Source organism: Flavobacterium piscisymbiosum, assembly GCF_020905295.1.
Classification (GTDB): Bacteria; Bacteroidota; Bacteroidia; order Flavobacteriales; family Flavobacteriaceae; genus Flavobacterium; species Flavobacterium piscisymbiosum.
On record NZ_JAJJMM010000001.1, the window covers coordinates 5,777,226 to 5,795,553 of the forward strand.

The 18,328-nt window shown below is 35.4% G+C and carries 13 protein-coding genes; 11 read left to right on the top strand and 2 right to left on the bottom strand.

Features of this window, described 5'->3' with window-relative positions:
* Positions 1–132: 132 nt before the first annotated feature.
* The 6 genes from LNP81_RS24280 to LNP81_RS24305 all read left to right on the top strand — a co-directional run bounded on the left by LNP81_RS24280 (position 133) and on the right by LNP81_RS24305 (position 10,075).
* On the top strand, positions 133–957 hold the full coding sequence (locus LNP81_RS24280) for a serine O-acetyltransferase (protein ID WP_072960210.1): 825 nt from the start codon (positions 133–135) through the stop codon (positions 955–957).
* A 369-nt stretch (positions 958–1,326) separates the two neighbouring features.
* Positions 1,327–2,247: a cysteine synthase A gene (gene cysK, locus LNP81_RS24285; RefSeq protein WP_230039857.1), complete on the top strand. Its 921-nt coding sequence runs from the start codon at positions 1,327–1,329 to the stop codon at positions 2,245–2,247.
* 171 nt (positions 2,248–2,418) lie between these two features.
* Positions 2,419–3,339 carry a family 2A encapsulin nanocompartment shell protein gene (locus tag LNP81_RS24290; RefSeq protein WP_072960213.1) on the top strand — a complete coding sequence of 307 codons (921 nt, stop codon included), beginning with the start codon at positions 2,419–2,421 and terminating at the stop codon, positions 3,337–3,339.
* Positions 3,323–5,260 (top strand): family 2A encapsulin nanocompartment cargo protein cysteine desulfurase, encoded by a 1,938-nt coding sequence (locus tag LNP81_RS27425; RefSeq protein WP_305070253.1) that lies wholly within the window; start codon positions 3,323–3,325, stop codon positions 5,258–5,260. The genes LNP81_RS24290 and LNP81_RS27425 overlap by 17 nt, the downstream gene beginning before the upstream one ends.
* A 401-nt stretch (positions 5,261–5,661) precedes the next feature.
* Complete coding sequence (locus tag LNP81_RS24300) at positions 5,662–8,670, top strand: SusC/RagA family TonB-linked outer membrane protein (protein WP_230039859.1); 3,009 nt, start codon at positions 5,662–5,664, stop codon at positions 8,668–8,670.
* A 10-nt stretch (positions 8,671–8,680) separates the two neighbouring features.
* Positions 8,681–10,075 (top strand): RagB/SusD family nutrient uptake outer membrane protein, encoded by a 1,395-nt coding sequence (locus LNP81_RS24305; RefSeq protein WP_230039861.1) that lies wholly within the window; start codon positions 8,681–8,683, stop codon positions 10,073–10,075.
* 75 nt (positions 10,076–10,150) lie between these two features.
* On the opposite strand, the gene LNP81_RS24310 is transcribed toward LNP81_RS24305, so the two are convergent.
* Entirely contained in the window at positions 10,151–10,612 is a 462-nt protein-coding gene (locus LNP81_RS24310) for a DUF1810 domain-containing protein (protein WP_230039863.1), read from the bottom strand.
* 322 nt (positions 10,613–10,934) lie between these two features.
* The gene (gene rocD, locus LNP81_RS24315) at positions 10,935–12,188 is read right to left on the bottom strand and encodes an ornithine--oxo-acid transaminase (protein ID WP_230039865.1); all 1,254 of its coding nucleotides are present in this window, start codon (positions 12,186–12,188) and stop codon (positions 10,935–10,937) included.
* Positions 12,189–12,407: 219 nt separating this feature from the next.
* Between rocD and LNP81_RS24320 the strand changes: the two genes are divergently transcribed.
* The 5 genes from LNP81_RS24320 (at position 12,408) to LNP81_RS24340 (ending at position 18,313) form a co-directional block, all read left to right on the top strand.
* On the top strand, positions 12,408–12,860 hold the full coding sequence (locus LNP81_RS24320) for an Lrp/AsnC family transcriptional regulator (protein ID WP_194615853.1): 453 nt from the start codon (positions 12,408–12,410) through the stop codon (positions 12,858–12,860).
* A gap of 21 nt (positions 12,861–12,881) precedes the next feature.
* Entirely contained in the window at positions 12,882–14,360 is a 1,479-nt protein-coding gene (locus tag LNP81_RS24325; protein WP_230039867.1) for a M20/M25/M40 family metallo-hydrolase, read from the top strand.
* A gap of 12 nt (positions 14,361–14,372) precedes the next feature.
* Positions 14,373–15,236 (top strand): cyanophycinase, encoded by an 864-nt coding sequence (locus LNP81_RS24330; protein WP_230039870.1) that lies wholly within the window; start codon positions 14,373–14,375, stop codon positions 15,234–15,236.
* 2 nt (positions 15,237–15,238) lie between these two features.
* Positions 15,239–17,440 carry a penicillin acylase family protein gene (locus LNP81_RS24335; protein WP_230039872.1) on the top strand — a complete coding sequence of 734 codons (2,202 nt, stop codon included), beginning with the start codon at positions 15,239–15,241 and terminating at the stop codon, positions 17,438–17,440.
* A 99-nt stretch (positions 17,441–17,539) separates the two neighbouring features.
* Positions 17,540–18,313 carry a dienelactone hydrolase family protein gene (locus tag LNP81_RS24340; RefSeq protein ID WP_230039874.1) on the top strand — a complete coding sequence of 258 codons (774 nt, stop codon included), beginning with the start codon at positions 17,540–17,542 and terminating at the stop codon, positions 18,311–18,313.
* Positions 18,314–18,328 lie beyond the last annotated feature (15 nt).

Sequence of the window (18,328 nt, forward strand, 5' to 3'; positions counted from 1 at the left end):
ATAAAATCTATGTTTCTATGTGTTTAATATTTTTTTGAATGCGACGAATTGCTTTAAAATATTTTAGAATGCCTAATTAGATTAGTTGATTTCTCATAAAGATGTTAGTTATGAACCAAAAAACAAACCATTATGAATTCATTTTATCAAGAAATAGCAAACAACCATCAGAGTTTATTGATCCTTCCTCAAAAAAAGGTAATTCATCAGTTTATTGAGGATTTATTCTCTGTTTTATTTTCGAATACTTCAAAGCGTTTTGGAGATTTATCTATTATCAAAAACAAATTTGAAGTTTTAGAAAAGCAATTTAATGAAATCGTAATTGACTATTCATCCAAAAAAGAGGACAGTTTCGAGCAAACTCAACTTTTTTTCGAAGCATTGCCTAATCTGTACAAAAAAACATTAAATGACGCCGATACTATTTTTAGAAAAGATCCCGCCGCAAAATCCATTGAAGAAGTTCTGTACGCTTATCCCGGATTTTTTGCGATTGCCGTTTACCGGTTTTCACATCAAATCTGGAATCAGGATTTAAAACTTCTCGCACGAACCTTTTCTGAATATGCGCACATCAAAACCAGTATCGAAATTCATCCAGGCGCGCAAATAGGCAATGATTTCGCCATAGATCACGGAACCGGAATTGTAATAGGCGAAACCACGATTATTGGCGATAATGTGCAAATCTATCAAGGTGTTACATTGGGCGCTTTGAGTGTAAAAAAGGAAGAAGCTTTTATAAAAAGACATCCTACGATTGAAAACAATGTAATTATTTATTCGAATAGTACGATTCTGGGCGGGCAAACTGTTGTGGGAAGGGATTCTATTATTGGAGGAAATGTCTGGCTAACTTATACGGTTCCGTCAAATTCTGTGGTGTATCATAAAAATGAGATTAAAGTGAAGGATAATAATCCGTTTCCGGAACCTATTTTTTATTCGATTTAATTTTTTTTTTTTGAACCATGTAAGGAATATTTGAACCATATAAGTAATGTAAGAACATATAAAAGGTCTTGAAAACTTTGACAAAGTTTATAACCGCAATCTTGTCATCCCGAGTAACGAGGGATCTCCGTTAGTAGCTCGACAAAGATTGGCGATTTTGTTTGTGGAGTTTCTTGCGTTCCTTCGACTTCGCTCAGGATGACAAAAATGAGTAGAATCATTGGCCGTAAAACTTTGTCAAAGTTGTCGAAATCAAAGTATTCTTTTTCACATCGCTATGATTTTTATTCTAAGTGAAACGACTTTTTAAGCACAACTAAAAGCTATGTCCCTATGTGTTTAAAAAAATAACAGTTAAAAAAAAGCAACATGAAATATCAAAATATACTAGAAACCATAGGCAACACCCCCCACGTAAAACTCAACAAGATTTTTCCGGAGCATCAGGTTTGGATTAAGATCGAAAAGTCGAATCCGGGGGCGAGTATCAAGGACCGGATTGCATTGGCAATGATTGAAGACGCCGAACAAAAAGGACTTTTAAATCCTGATTCGATTATTATAGAACCTACTTCGGGAAATACCGGCATTGGGCTTTCATTGGTTGCTGCAGTAAAAGGATACAAAGTGATTCTGGTAATGCCGGAATCGATGAGTATCGAAAGACGAAAAATCATGAATGCTTATGGTGCTGAATTTGTTTTAACTCCAAGAGAAAAAGGAACTTTGGGCGCAGTAGAAAAAGCAAAAGAATTAGCCTTATCAACTCCTAATTCATTTTTGCCTTTTCAGTTTACGAATCCGGCAAATGTTGAGATTCATGAGAAAACAACGGCTCAGGAAATTCTGCAGGATTTTCCGGAAGGTATCGATTACCTCATCACGGGAGTTGGAACGGGCGGACATATTACGGGAGTTTCTAAAATTTTGAAACAACATTTTCCTAATCTTAAAACCTACGCGGTCGAACCTGCCTTATCACCGGTTTTAAGCGGAGGATCTCCTGCCCCGCATCCTATTCAGGGTATTGGCGCGGGGTTTATTCCGGAAGTTTTTAATCGGGATTATGTCGATTTGGTCATTCCGGTTGAAAAAGAAGATGCTTTTTATTTTGCTAAAAGGTTACCAAAAGAAGAAGGAATTTTTGCAGGAATTTCGACGGGAGCTTCGTTGGCGGCGATTTCAAAACAAATCAATAAAATCCCTAAAGATGCTGTTGTTTTGACTTTTAATTATGATACCGGAGAACGATATCTTTCGGTTGACGAATTATTCGATCCGCTTTCATAATATTATAATTCAACAACTTACATATTATTTCACATTAAAATAAACAACATTTACTTCTGATGTTTTTATTTTTAACATAAATTTACTTAGACGGTAAAACAGTGTTTTTTACGAATAAAAATTCTTAAAATAGTGTACCAAAAATAAATTAACCATTAAACCTTTAAAGCCATGGCTGAACAAAAACAACAACAAACAGCATTAGGAGATGTTGCAGCAAGACAATTAGCAATTGCAACTCGTACGGTTCCTCAAATTGGGACAATTTCACCACGTTGGCTGACGCATCTTTTGCATTGGACACCAGTAGAATCAGGCGTATTTCGTTTGAATAAAGTAAAAGACGGAAGCCATATCGAAGTCGATTGTTCTGCACGTGACGAAAGAGTTTTACCCAATACTTTCGTAGATTATATCGATAATCCAAGAGAATACAATCTGGCAGCAGTACAAACGATTGTAGATGTACACACAAGGGTTTCTGACTTGTACAGCAAACCATACAATCAAATTTCTGAACAATTACGTTTGGCTATTGAAACGATCAAAGAACGTCAGGAAAGCGAATTAATCAACAATAAAGATTATGGATTGTTGAGTAATGTTGCAAAATCTCAAATCATTAAAACCAGAACCGGTGCGCCAACTCCTGACGATTTAGACGAATTGTTGACAAAAGTTTGGAAAGAACCTGGTTTTTTCTTGTTGCATCCTTTAGCAATTGCTGCTTTTGGCCGCGAATGTACACGTCGCGGAGTTCCACCTCCTACAACGTCTTTATTTGGATCTCAGTTTTTGACATGGAGAGGGATTCCGCTTATTCCATCGGATAAATTACCTATCGTAAACGGAAAATCGAAAATTATTTTATTACGTACGGGCGAAAGCCGTCAGGGTGTTATCGGATTAATTCAACCGGGATTACAAGGCGAGCAATCACCAGGATTATCGGTTCGTTTTATGGGAATCAACGAAAAAGCAATTGCCTCTTATTTGGTATCTCTTTATTGCTCATTGGCAATTTTAGTCGATGATGCTATTGCAGTTCTTGAAGATGTAGAAATAGGAAAGTACCATGAGTATAAATACTAACCACGACGGTTTACCCAACATTGAGGATTTGCAGTTTTTGGCGAACGAATTGTTCAAGTCATTACCTAACGAGTTTCCTAAGGAAATTTCGTTAAGTCCTGATCGAAATGAACATCCGCGTGCAACAAAAATTGCAGAAACTTTGTTGAATACCGGGAATTTAAGCGGTAATAGTGCAACAACTCTTCCGTTACAGAATGTAGCAACACCACCTTCTGGTGCGCCTGCATTTAGTGGCTTTGGAGCTTCGCCCACTGTTGCCAATTATGGTTCAGGAGCTTCGGCTTTATATCCTAATGCCGGAGCCGGATTTGATCCTCAAAGTGGGGTTTCTCCATCAGGAATTCCGCACGGAAATAATGTCAATGTCAACAATCCGCAAACGGGTTTTCATGATGTCAATTTCAAGAATGGCGGAACGGCACAATCGAATGAAGAAAACCTTTTTTCGCAATTGCTTTTAAACCATAATTATCTGCCTTTTCAAACCGAAAGTTCTTCTTTTGAAACGGAATTAAAAGAGGCGTTGTCTTTTGTTGATACCAACTTTACAAAGCGCGTTGATTTTCCGTTAAACGGAAATGAAATACCAAATTCGTATTATTTTTTAGAACAAAATCCGTTTGCTTTCGATCAGAGAAATTCAAATTTAATTGTTGGAAATACTTTCGAAAAACCAGATTTTGGGAATGTCTCAGGTTCTCGTTTTGATGCTAATCTGATCAAAAAAGATTTTCCTATTCTAAGAGAAACTGTAAACGGAAAACCTTTAGTCTGGTTTGATAATGCTGCTACTACCCAAAAACCACAATCGGTTATTGATCGTATTGCGTATTTCTACGAACACGAGAATTCGAATATCCATCGTGCAGCACATGAACTTGCCGCTCGCGCCTCTGATGCTTATGAAGCCGCTCGTGAAAAAGTAAAAACGTTTTTGAATGCAAGTTCTGTAAACGAAATTGTATTTGTTCGCGGTGCTACAGAAGGTATCAATCTGGTGGCTCAAAGTTGGGGCGATCATAATCTGGTTGCCGGAGACGAAATCATTGTGAGCAATCTGGAACATCATGCGAATATTGTTCCGTGGAAAAGATTGGCGGATAAAAAAGGCTTGAAATTAAGAGTAATTCCCGTAGACGATGACGGACAAATTTTACTGGATGAATATTCTAAACTACTGAATTCTAAAACCCGTTTGGTTGCTTTTACACAAGTTTCAAACGCACTTGGAACTGTAACTCCTGCCAAAGAAATTGTAAAAATGGCACACGCTGTTGGAGCAAAAGTTTTAATTGACGGAGCACAATCAGTTTCGCATATGAAAGTGGATGTTCAGGATCTAAATCCGGATTGGCTGGTATTTTCCGGACATAAACTTTTTGGTCCAACCGGAATTGGCGCTTTATACGGAAAAGAAGAGTTACTAAACGAAATGGAACCCTACCAAGCTGGCGGAAACATGATTCAGGATGTGACTTTTGAGGAAATAAAATACCACAAAGCACCGAATCGTTTCGAAGCCGGAACCGGAAATATCGCTGATGCCATTGGTCTTGGCGCTGCAATAGATTATGTTACTAAACTTGGTATTGACGCTATCGGACAATATGAACATCAATTACTGGATTATGCCACAAAACTATTGAAGGAAATTCCGGGTGTAAGACTGATAGGAACGGCGAAAAATAAAGCAAGTGTACTTTCTTTTAATTTACAAGGTTATACCAACGATCAGGTTGGTCAGGCTTTAAACAGAGAAGGTGTTGCAGTAAGAACCGGACATCATTGCGCGCAGCCTATTTTGCGAAGAATGGGAGTTGAAACTACTGTTCGGCCGTCTTTGGCTTTTTATAATACTACAGAAGATGTTGATACATTCATCAAAACATTGTGGGAACTTAAAAAAGTTAGATTTTAAAATAAAATAGAGAAATTGTCTTGTACATCTTCTCGAAAAAAATAATTACTTTTTTTGATATTTTAAGTAATTATGACCAAAAGCGATTGTTTTCGAACAGTCGCTTTTTTGATTAAAATCAAATGGACCTCTTTTTAAACAATTATCGAATAAAACAAAAAATAATTAAAATCGAATCAACACTATAGTTAAAACGCTATCATAAATAAAGACAAAAAACCAAATAGATTGCATAATAAACAATGCAAGCATATTTTTTTTACAAAAAAACGATAAATCTGAGTTCAAATGTTACAAATAACACAAAAGCACATAAAACAGTTATACTTAACATAAAAAAAACGAGGAACATTAACATATATTTAAGACATTTGAGAGAACTAATCCAAACATTAAACAAAATGAAAATTAATTTAAAGCATTTTTTGTGGCTTTTGTTGGTATTATTTGTGCAATTAGCCAATGCACAAGGAGGATCTATTTCTGGTAAAGTTACAGATGGAAAGCGAGTACCTATCCCGGGAGTAAATATTGTCCTAAAAGGGACAAAAATCAGTACTCAGACTGATTTTGACGGAAATTTTAAAATAGCTGCCAGCAAAGGCGATATTTTAATTGTGAGTTATGTAAGTTTTGCAACAGTTCAGGTTCCTGCATCAAATTTAATGACCATTGAATTAGTTGAAACTCAAAACGAACTTGAAGCTGTTCTCGTAGTAGGTTATGGAACACAAACTAAAAGAAATTCAACTGATAATATAGCCCGTGTAACTGCAAAAGATATTCAGCAAATACCGGTTTCAAATCTGCAAAATGCTTTAGTTGGTAAACTGGCAGGTGTACAAGTAACGCAAACAAATGGTAAAGTCGAAGGAGGAATTAATATTAGAGTTCGTGGTGCTGCAAGTATTAGCGCAGGAAGTCAACCATTGTACGTACTTGATGGCATTCCATTAATCACTGATAATGAATCAAGTAACGGAGCTCCAACCAACCCATTACTGACTTTAAGTACAAGCGAAATTGAATCTATCGATGTTTTGAAAGATGCTTCTTCTGCAGCTATTTATGGTGCGCGTGGTGCAAACGGAGTAGTTATCATTACCACTAAAAAAGGAAAAGACGGAAAAGGTACTTTCTCAATCAATTTCTCACAAGGTGTTAGCGAAGCAACTCATAAAAAGAAATGGTTAAATGCTACACAATACGTACAATTACTACAGGAAGCCGGACGAAATGTTGACGATCTGGAATCTGTAGAAGATGAACTAGAGTATTTAGCGCAAGGAACAGACTGGAGAAATGGTGAAGTAAATACAGACTGGCAAAAAGAAGCTTTAAAAACCGGTTACACTACTGATGCTGATTTTTCGGTTTCAGGAGGTGACGACAAAACAAAATATTTTTTCTCCGGTTCTTATAATAAAACAATTGGTATTGTAGACAGCAATAGTCTGGAAAGATTAACGGCAAGAAGTAACTTATCACATAAAGTTTCTAGTCGTTTTACCGCAGGAATGAATATTGGTTTTTCAAGATCATTAATAGACAGGGTTCAGGACGATAATGAATTTACAACGCCATTACAATCTGTTGCCCAGGCTCCTATTTCGCAAGCCAGATTAGCAGACGGAACAGCAAATCCTAATACAGAATATGCCAATTATCTTTTAGCCAAAGACAATAGCTTCTGGAAAACCATCATGAGAAGAGTGACCGGAAAAGTATTTGGGGAATTAAAAATCTTAAACTCTCTGAAATTCAATTCTGATTTTTCATACGATCTTTTAAGTCAGACAGAAGATTACTGGCAAGGAAAAAATGCTCCTTTTATGGCTACTGACGGAGCAGTGTTTGCAACCTCTGTAAATACTGAAAGTTATGTTTTTAGTAACTATTTTACTTTTGATAAAACATTTGCAGAAAAACATACTATAAATGCGGTTGCCGGTATGGAATTTAATAAATACAACCGAAGATACCAGGATGTACAAAGTATTTACTTTCCTAACGATAATTTCCAGACCGTTGATGGAGGAGCAGAAGTAAACGAAGGTCACGGAAGTCAGACTGATTATGCCTTTGTTTCTCAATTTGGAAGATTAAATTACAGCTATGATGGTAAATATCTTTTTAAAGCAAGTGTACGTCGTGACGGTTCATCCCGCTTTGGAAAAAATAACAGATTTGGAATTTTCCCTGCTTTTTCTGCTGGTTGGGTAATCTCTCAGGAAGAATTTTTAAAAGACAATCCTGTTTTAAGTTATTTAAAAATAAAAGGAAGTTGGGGAAAACTAGGAAATGCTGAAATTGGAAACTTTGCTTCACGACAATTGTACCAGACAAATCCGTATAATCTAAAATCAGGATTAACATTTTACCAACCAGGAAACGACGATCTTACCTGGGAAAAATCAACTCAGACGGATGTTGGTTTCGAAATTGGATTCTTAAACAAAATTACTTTTGAAGCTGATTATTATCAAAAAGATACTGACGGATTGCTTTTTGATGTACCGCTTCCTAAAAGTGCCGGCGCTGGTACCAGCGGAACTATCAGCAAGAATATCGGAAAGATTAGAAGCAATGGTTTCGAGTTTACTTTAAACACTAAAAACATTGAAACAGAAGAATTCAAATGGAATACGAGTTTTAATATTACGACCAATCAATCTAAAGTAAAATCACTTCCAAACGACAATACAGATATTATTTCAGATTTTACAATCAACAGAGTTGGCGAAAACATTTCTTCTTTTTATTTAGTGGAATACGCAGGAGTTGATTCACAAAACGGGGATGCTCTTTTTGTAAAAAACACTAAAAACGCTGACGGAAGTATTGATAAAAGCACTACCAATGATTACAGTGAAGCCAAAAGAGTTATTTCAGGAAATCCGTTTCCTACTTTAATGTCGGGTTTAACCAATACAATCCTGTACAAAGGCGTTGATTTTACTTTTACTTTTCAGGGAGAATGGGGTGCCAGTATTTATAATTCAGCGGGATTATACCAATCAACAGCAGCTGATTATTTTGATAATCAAACCGCTGATCAGTTAAACCGTTGGCAAAAACCGGGAGATATTACCAATGTACCTCAGGCGAGATTTGGAGGTTCAAACGGAACACAGAATTCTACACGTTACTTAGAAAAATCAGATTTTATTCGTTTAAGAAATGTAACAGTAGGATATTCTTTGCCTAAAAAAACTGTAAGTGATATGGGAATGAGCAATTTGAGAGTTTATGTTACTGCCGTGAACCTGCTTACTTTTACCAATTATAACGGAACTGACCCTGAAGCAAGAAGAGATGACACTAGCAGAACAAGCCCAAGAGCAGGAGAAGATTTTTACTCAGCTCCGCCAGCGAGAACAATTGCAATGGGAGTAAATATTAATTTTTAAAACGAACAAAATGAAAGCAAATAAAATAATCTTATATATATTTTTCGTAGCCCTTTTTGCGAGTTGCGAAAATGAATTGGATATAGACCCAAAACAAACCGAAGATGCCTCTATTACACTGGGTACAGAAGGTGGTGTCACCAATATACTGACCGGAACTTATGCTCTGGCAGCCAATGGAAATGCTTATGGAGGAAGAATATTACTTTACGCCGATTTATTAGGAGTTAGTGGTTCACTAAATACAACTGATCTTAGATGGCGTGGAACTTTCGGAGAGTTGAGACAGATGTACATCAAAACAATGTTATCAGATAACGTAATTATTGAAGGAACTTATTCGAGATGTTACGAGATAATCAATGCAGCAAATACGGTGATCGAAAACGTCGATAAAGTAAAAGATCCGGCCAAACAAACCCGAATGATTGGTGAGGCCAGTTTTTTAAGATCTCTTGCCTATTTTGACCTTGTTCGCTTTTTTGCAAAACCTTATGTGAGTGGTCAGGCCAATACACAATTAGGAGTTGTAATAAGACCCAACGCGATTTATAATTTTAATGTAGATCTTTCTAAAGAAAGAAGTACGGTCGATGAAGTTTACAAAGTAATCATCGATGGTTTAAATCTTGCCTACACTAATCTTCCTGCTGACAATACTTTTTATGCTGATAAATATGCAGCAAAAGCATTATTGGCCAGAGTTTATCTGCAACAAGGTAATTATGCTGAAGCAAGAGATGCAGCCAATGATGTGATCGAAAATAGCGGACACGGATTGTCTCAAACTTATGCCGCAGCCTTTAATCACGATACAGATCAGACCGAAGATGTATTTGCTATACAAATCACAAAACAAACCGGTATAAATGACGCCAATACCTTTTATCAGTCTGAAGATAATGGAGGCCGTGGGGGGGATTTTTCTATTAGAGATCATTATTTAGAAAAATTTAGCAGCCCGGATGACAGAGCGACTTTTAATTATGAGAATGAAGCAAACGGCAGAATATTGACTTCTAAATTTACAGATCAATTTTCTGATGTGACTATTATTCGATTGGCCGAGATGTATTTGATAAGAGCAGAAGCAAATTTCAGACAAGGAACAGCTGTTGGAAATACACCATTAGACGATATCAATATAATAAGATCAAGAGCAAATGCAGACGATTTATCAGCTGTTACAATAGATGATATTTTACTGGAACGTGAATTAGAATTAGGAATGGAAGGTTTCTTAATTCACGATATCAAAAGAACAAAACGCTCTATTGATATTAGCGAGAATGGCGACGGTTCAAGCCTGTTGCTTTATGATGCCAATAATCTCGTATTCCCTATTCCGTTGAGCGAAACTGATGCCAACAAAAAAATCACTCAGAATCCGGGATATAATAACTAATACAAAAACACTTTATAAATGAAAAGCCATTCCGTTAAGGCGGAATGGCTTTTCGTTTTTACATTTCGATGTAATTTATAGTAATGCTTCAACAGCTGGCGACATTATTTGTGAATTAGTCACAGACAAAGTAAGTTGATCTGAATACCCTAAGAAAAAAGTATCTAATATTTCCTGAAATACAGGATCAGCTCCTTCAACCTGAGAGAACAGTGTCATAGACGAACATAATTTACGGGCTCCTAAATCTCCTAAAATACCTTCGGCAGATTTTCTTTTAAAAGTCAAAAGAAGTTTAGAAATTTCTATAAGATGTTTTGCTAAAACAGGATGATCAAGAAATTCTTTAGCTTCATTAAGATCAGCAATAGCGTAATACTTTGATATATTACTTGTACCTAATCCTTGTATTTGCGGAAAAATAAACCACATCCAATGTGTCTCTTTTTTTCCTTTTTTAATTTCGGAAAGAGCAGTAAGATAAAGTTTATTCTGCGCATCTAAAAAACGTGTGATATCATTATTTGAGTAAGCCATTATTATAGAATTGTATTTATAAAATTTTGTAAAACCGTTTGGGTTCTTTCCTTTTCCTTTTTATTAAAAATTAAATAAAAACCTTTTTCAAGAGTCATTTTTAATTCCGTTTCAAAGACATTCAAAACTACTTCTCAAGTCGCTTAAAAAAATTATACAATTCATCTGCTTTGTTATATAATTTATAGGATGGGGTGAAGAAATAGTTTCCAGTCTCAGTTTTCGGTCTCAGTTTTCAGTTTCTTAACTGTGACTGAGATTTAAAAAAAAAGCCGTTCATCTCTGAACAGCTTTTGTAGTTTGAATTATATAATCAATATTTTTAGTCTCTAAAATCGTTTAATGATTTTTCGATAATTTCAAGACATTCCTGAATTTGCGCTTCGGTCATTACCAATGGCGGTGCTAACCTGATTTTATTTCCGTGGGTTGGTTTTGCCAATAATCCGTTATCTCTGAATTTTAGGCAAATCTCCCAAGCCAGATCCGAATCTTCTCCACAATTAATTACGATTGCATTCAATAAACCTTTTCCGCGAACTAGTGTAATTAGGTTATTTCTTTCCGCGATTTCGTTTAGACCTTTTCTTAGAATAATTCCTAAACGTTCTGCATTTTCGGCCAGATTTTCTTCCTTGATAACTTCAAGCGCGGCAATAGCAACTGCTGCGGCAACAGGGTTTCCACCAAAAGTCGATCCGTGCTGACCTGGTTTAATAACATTCATGATTTCGTTGTTACACAAAACTGCCGAAACTGGATAAACTCCTCCGGAAATAGCTTTGCCTAAAATCAAAATATCTGGCTGTACATTTTCATGATGTACGGCTAATAATTTTCCGGTACGCGCAATTCCGGTCTGAACCTCATCTGCAATAAACAATACATTATGTTTCTCACACAATGCTTTTGCTTTCGCCAAATATCCTTCAGAAGGTACATAAACCCCTGCTTCACCCTGAATTGGCTCAACCAGGAATCCGGCGATATTTTTTGATGATTCTAAAACTTTTTCAAGAGCTTCAAGATTATCGTATTCAATTTTTATAAATCCTTCTGTAAAAGGTCCGAAATTTTTACGGGCACCTTCATCATTAGAAAATGAAATAATTGTAGTGGTTCTTCCATGAAAATTATTCTCGCAAACAATAACCTGCGCCTGATTTTCCGAAATACCTTTTACTTCGTACGCCCATTTTCTGCATACTTTAAGTGCAGTTTCAACCGCTTCTGCTCCGGTATTCATTGGCAGTACTTTATCAAAACCAAAATATTTGGTTACAAACTCTTCATAATCACCTAATTTATCATTGTAGAAAGCACGAGAAGTCAACGTAAGCTTTTGCGCCTGATCGACCATTGCTTTTACAATTTTAGGATGACAATGCCCTTGGTTTACCGCAGAATAAGCCGATAAAAAATCATAATATTTCTTTCCGTCTACATCCCAAACATATACACCTTCTCCTCTTTCTAACACAACTGGAAGTGGATGATAATTATGAGCACCGTATTTATTTTCTTTTTCAATCAAAACTTCTGATTTTGACGAAAGGGATTTTTCAGTATGAATCATGATATATCTTTTAAAGTGCAAAAGTATTAAAATTTATTCATTATCAAGGCTAAAATCATTTGTTTTGACTTTTTTGCAACTATTTTTAAGTCAAAAATAATATTTTTTAGCATTATAAAAATCAAATCGCTTTTGTTTTAATAAGATCCGGATTCCTTTTTATTCAAAAAAATAATTACTTTTATAAATCTGAAAGAAATTTAAACTCAAGATAAAACAATGGATATATTAGACGAATTTGATATCAGCATCATTAAAGAGTTGGAGAAAGACGGCCGAATGGCTTTTTCTGCAATTGCTGCCAATTTGAAGATATCAAACACTATGGTACATCAACGTATTAACCGCATGATCGAACAAGGTGTTATTGGCGGAATAAAACCTATTATTCAGGAAAAGAAAATTGGTTTCGACTGGGCTTCTTTTACCGGAATTACCTTAAATAAAGACTCAGATTCTGACCGAATTATCGAAGCATTAAAAGATATTCCTGAAATTACAGAGTGTTATTACGTAACGGGTTCATTTACACTTTATATCAAAATCGTTGCAAAGAATCACGAACATATGCGTAAAATTCTTTACGAAAAAATTGATAATATCCCCGGTATTGCCAAAACCGATTCGATTATTGAGTTAGGTTGCGCTTTTAAACGAAATATTAGTTTGTAATCATTTTCTAATCTAAAAAATATGCGTTTACGAATACCGCTTTTATTTACCTTGCTTTGCTGTAAATCATTGTTGTTTTCGCAAACGACCGTTCAAAACCCGTCTAAAAATGATTTCTCTGAAGCATTAACTCTTTTAGCTTCAGATTCGCTGCAAGGTCGGAAAGCTAACGGAAGAGGTGGCAGTTTAGCAGCTTCTTATATATCCTCTAAAATGCATTCTTACAAGCTGAAAGCTTACAATGATTTCGAAGATTATTTTCAAATATTTGCAATTGAAGAACATACCGTAAAAAAAACATCTTTACAAATCAAAAAAAGAAATCACAAAACAATTTCCCTTTCTCCTGACAAAGATTTTGAAATTACTCCAACAACAAATTCCATTCAAAAAAAACAAGCCGAAGTTGTTTTTGCATCTTATGGTTTAGATGTGTCAAAAGAAAACTACGACGATTATAAAAACCTGGATGTAAAAAACAAAATTGTGGTGGTTTTAAGCGGATTCCCGGGCGATCAGGACACCACTTCTTCATTTTATAAAAAATTCAAGAACATATTTCCGGAAGAAAATGATTTAGAAGAAACCAAACTCAAAACCGCAATTAGTAAAGGTGCAATTGCTTTAATCATTATCGAAACAAGAGAGAATTTTAAGCCTCAAAGCAAAGAAAATGAAGTTTTTCATTCTTTAGAAAATACAACTGCAACGTCGATTCCTATTTTTAGAATTAGCAAAAAAACAGCAGAAAATCTTTTTTCAAAAAGCAACATTCCATTAAAAACTGAACTTACTTCTACTCCATTAAAAAAAGTAAAAATCAATTTTTCAATAGAATTAAAACATGAAACCTCTTATGTTGGAAATGTTTTAGGGTTTATTCCGGGAAAAGACACTACAAAAACTATTATTGTAGGAGCCCATTACGATCATTTAGGAATTAAAAATGATTCGATCTATAACGGTGCAGATGATAATGCATCGGGAACTTCGGGCATGCTGGCTTTGGCCAAAAAATGGTCTGAATCAAACATAAAACCAGAATCTAATATTCTTTTTGCGGCATGGACTGCCGAAGAAATGGGACTTTTAGGAAGTGAATATTTTGTTCAGAATTTTGATTTCAAAAAACAAAAAATCTTGCTTGCTATCAATATGGACATGATTTCAAGAAGTGCACCAGAAGATAAAACGCATCGAATTTTAAGTATTGGAACACAAAAAGGAAGTGATAATTTAAAAGAAATTGCTAATTTCAGCAATAATAAACTTGCCAAACCTTTTTCGCTGGATCTTTGGGAAACCGATGGTCATTCCGGAAGTGATTATGCATCGTTTACCACAAAAGGAATTCCGGTAATGACTTTTTTTAGTGGTTTTCACGAAGATTATCATACGCCCCGGGATAAAGTTTCAAAAGTAGATTTAGATAAAATACAAGATGTATTGTTTATAGTTAATAATTCTATTTTAAAATTTATAGAAAATCAGCATAACTAAACCAAAATAACCATGAAAAATCAGCTTCTTTTTACATTTTCATTTCAAAAATACTGTTTGCTTTTATTCTTGTTCAACGGTTATTTTATACAGGCGCAAACACCAAAAGGAAAGTTATTTATTATTGGCGGCGGAGACCGATCTGATGATTTGATGAAACAAGTTTTGAGTGTCGCTGAATTATCCAAAAAGGATTATATCGTGGTTCTACCTATGTCGAGCGAAGAACCGGATAGTTCGTTTATTTTCTTTAAAACACAAATGGTAAAATTAACCTCCCACCCAATTGTAATGCTCAATTTCAACAAAGAAACGGCACAAAACAAAACCCTGACCGACTCGCTGCAAAAAGCAAAACTGATCTTTATAAGTGGTGGCGATCAGGTTCGTTTTATGAATGTAGTGCAAAACACTCCAATAAAAACCGCCATAAAAAAAGCATACGAAAATGGCAGCACTATTTCTGGAACAAGCGCCGGAGCAGCCGTAATGTCTGAAAAAATGATTACCGGAAATCAGAAATTACAAAAAGAATATTCAGGAACTTTTGATAATATCAGACACGATAACCTGGAAACTTCTGAAGGTTTGGGTTTACTAAAAACAGCCATTATTGATCAGCATTTTTTAAAGAGAAACCGTTACAATCGTTTACTTTCTGCTTTGGTTGAATTTCCAACGCTAACAGGAATTGGAATTGATGAAGCTACGGCAATTATAGTTCGAAACAATCAGATAGAAGTAGCCGGAGATAGCGAAGTAATCGTATTTAGAAATCCAAAAGGAATTCAAAAGGCAAAAAAGACCGATTTGATTTCGATCGAAAGTCTTCAAATGAGTATTTATATGGCCGGACAAAAATTTAATATCAAATAATCATGTTTAAATACCATAAAATAATACTATTCATCTTTGTATTTTGTTGTGCAAATTTGCAGATTTCTGCACAAAAAATAAATGCAAAAGAAGTTGTTCGTCTGGAAAAATTAGCCCAACAAGTTTCTATTATCAGAGATAAATGGGGAATTCCGCATGTTTACGGAAAAACTGATGCTGATGCTGTTTTCGGGTTATTATATGCACAATGCGAAGATGATTTTAAACGAATTGAAATGAATTATGTCGAAAAACTGGGGCGTCTATCCGAAATAAAAGGACAATCGGTTTTATACAATGATTTAGAAATTCGTCTTTTGATAGATACTGAAGAAGCAAAATCAGATTATAAAAAAGCACCTTTATGGCTTAAAAAACTTTTAAACAGTTATGCCGATGCAATCAACTTTTATCTTTACAAACATCCCGAAGTAAAACCCGCACTTTTAACGCATTTTGAACCGTGGTTTCCCCTACTCTGGACAGACGGAAGTATTGGCGCTATAAGTACTGCTGATCTTTCGACAGGAGAATTAAAGGCTTTTTATTCCGGTAATAATGATAAAGTAGCTTATGTAGAAAGAGAGAAAAATGTACAAACCGGATCGAATGGATTTGCGTTCTCGCCGTCAAAAACTGCTGATGGCAAAGCCATTTTATACATCAATCCGCATACGACTTTTTACTTTAGACCAGAAGTACAAATCACAAGCGAAGAAGGCCTCAACGTTTACGGAGCCGTTACCTGGGGACAATTTTTTATTTATCAGGGATTTAATGACAATTGCGGATGGATGCACACTTCATCAAACGTAGATGTTGCGGATATGTACGCCGAAAAAATCACCAATAAAAACGGAAAATTATTTTATGAATTCGATAAAAAACTATTACCTGTTATCGAGAAAGAAATCATTATAAAGTATACCGAAAACGGAAAACTAATTCCTAAAAAGTTCAAAACCTACTTTACCAACAACGGGCCGGTTATGTCCAAACGTGACAGAAAATGGATCAGCTTAAAATCAAACAATCGTTCGATGACCAGTTTGATACAGAGTTGGGTGAGAACAAAATCAAAAAGTTTTGACGATTATAAAAAAGCGATGGATCTAAAAGCCAACGCCTCCAACAATACCGTTTATGCAGACAGCAAAGGAAATATCGCTTATTGGCACGGTAACTTTATCCCAATTCGGGACAAAAGCCTTAATTGGGCAAAAGTCGTTGATGGTTCGGTTTCTACAACACAATGGAAAGGCTTACATGAGGTCGACGAAACGGTTCATATTTATAATCCGGTAAACGGCTGGTTACAAAATTGTAATTCAACACCTTATTCTGTTGCCGGAGAAAATAGCCCTAAAAAAGAAAATTATTTACCATATATGGCGCCGGACGGAGAAAATTTTAGAGGAATAAATGCTGTTCGTATTTTCAGTAAAGGCGATCATTATACTTTAGACAAGGTAATCGCTGACGGGTATGATACCAAATTATCTATTTTTGAAATCCTGATTCCGAGTCTGATTGCTGTTTTCGAAAAAAACATAAAACCATCTGATCCTGAATATTCAGAATTAATTGAACCGATTTCAATACTTAAAAATTGGGATTATTATGCCAAAGAAAATTCAGTAGCGACCACATTAGCCGTTGAATGGGCATACAAATTAGACCCGATTATCTTAAAAGCTTATATTGATGAAGGCGAACCGGATCAGGTACAGAATACTAAAAACTTTGCTCAAAATGCTACCGTAGCGCAATTAATTCCTCAACTACAGGAAGTTTTAAAAAATTTAAAATCAAACTGGGGAACATGGCAAGTAGCTTGGGGAGAAATCAACCGTTTTCAGCGTTTAAATGGTGATATCGATCTAAAATACGATGATTCACAATCTAGTTTACCCATTGCTTTTGGTCCTGGCTCGTGGGGAAGTTTACCTTCTTTTAAAAGCAACTATCAAAATGGTTCCAAAAAAAGATATGGATATAACGGAAACAGTTTTGTTTGCGCAGTCGAATTTGGTTCAAAAATAAAAGCAAAGTCATTGTTGGCAGGTGGAAACAGCGGAGATTTAAATTCAAAACATTTTAATGATCAGTCTGAAATGTATCAAAAAGGGCAATTTAAAGATGTATTGTTTTATAAAGAAGATGTCCTTAAAAATGCCGAAAAAACATATCATCCCGGCGAATGATTTTTAAGCTATAAATTAACGTAGAAACCTCGGAAGAAATACATTTCGAGGTTTTTTTGTAACATTTTATTTCAGATATTTGTTAAAAATTGTAAAACTATGAAAAATTCAGCCCTACTCTTATTTGCTACTATATTGTTCTCTAATACTATAAGCGCACAATTAAAAGCTGTAAAATATACAGATGGTTCTCAGGCATTAAATGGATTATTTATAAAATCTGCTAAAAAAAGCAGTCAAAATCCGGGTATCTTGCTTTTACCAGCCTGGTTGGGAATCGATAAAGCGTCGAAGGATATTGCAGAAAATTTATCAAAACTAGGCTACAATGTTTTCATCGCTGATATTTATGGCGAAGGAAACTACCCAACAAATACTGCCGAAGCCGGAAAACAAGCCGGTTATTACAAAAAGAACTACGAAGTTTATCAAAAACGAATTAATGCAGCTTTGCAGGAATTAGTAAAATCCGGAGCAAATGCAGATAATATTGTTGCTATAGGATATTGTTTTGGAGGAACCGGGGTTCTTGAAGCTGCCCGCGGACATTTGAAGTTAAAAGGTGTGGCTTCGTTTCACGGAGGTTTAGGTAAAGATGCGGCCCGTGCTGTTGAACCAATTACAACAAAAGTACTGGTTTGTCACGGTGCTGATGATCCGTTTGAATCAAAAGAAGAAATTACCGCTTTTCAGCAGGAAATGCGCGACTCAAAAGCCGATTGGCAAATGATATATTATGCTAATGCCGTTCACTCTTTTACCAATCCTGAAGCAGGAAACGACAACTCAAAAGGAGCTGCTTATAATGCAGTTGCAGCAAAAAGATCATTTGAGCATTTGCAGCTTTTCCTGAATGAAGTATTGAAAAAATAATATTGTATTGATGGC

Coding starts and splice junctions, on each gene's coding strand:
- LNP81_RS24280 (WP_072960210.1), top strand. CDS start 133: ATGAATTCATTTTATCAAGAAATAGCAAACAACCATCAGAGTTTATTG.
- cysK (WP_230039857.1), top strand. CDS start 1,327: ATGAAATATCAAAATATACTAGAAACCATAGGCAACACCCCCCACGTA.
- LNP81_RS24290 (WP_072960213.1), top strand. CDS start 2,419: ATGGCTGAACAAAAACAACAACAAACAGCATTAGGAGATGTTGCAGCA.
- LNP81_RS27425 (WP_305070253.1), top strand. CDS start 3,323: ATGAGTATAAATACTAACCACGACGGTTTACCCAACATTGAGGATTTG.
- LNP81_RS24300 (WP_230039859.1), top strand. CDS start 5,662: ATGAAAATTAATTTAAAGCATTTTTTGTGGCTTTTGTTGGTATTATTT.
- LNP81_RS24305 (WP_230039861.1), top strand. CDS start 8,681: ATGAAAGCAAATAAAATAATCTTATATATATTTTTCGTAGCCCTTTTT.
- LNP81_RS24310 (WP_230039863.1), bottom strand. CDS start 10,612: ATGGCTTACTCAAATAATGATATCACACGTTTTTTAGATGCGCAGAAT.
- rocD (WP_230039865.1), bottom strand. CDS start 12,188: ATGATTCATACTGAAAAATCCCTTTCGTCAAAATCAGAAGTTTTGATT.
- LNP81_RS24320 (WP_194615853.1), top strand. CDS start 12,408: ATGGATATATTAGACGAATTTGATATCAGCATCATTAAAGAGTTGGAG.
- LNP81_RS24325 (WP_230039867.1), top strand. CDS start 12,882: ATGCGTTTACGAATACCGCTTTTATTTACCTTGCTTTGCTGTAAATCA.
- LNP81_RS24330 (WP_230039870.1), top strand. CDS start 14,373: ATGAAAAATCAGCTTCTTTTTACATTTTCATTTCAAAAATACTGTTTG.
- LNP81_RS24335 (WP_230039872.1), top strand. CDS start 15,239: ATGTTTAAATACCATAAAATAATACTATTCATCTTTGTATTTTGTTGT.
- LNP81_RS24340 (WP_230039874.1), top strand. CDS start 17,540: ATGAAAAATTCAGCCCTACTCTTATTTGCTACTATATTGTTCTCTAAT.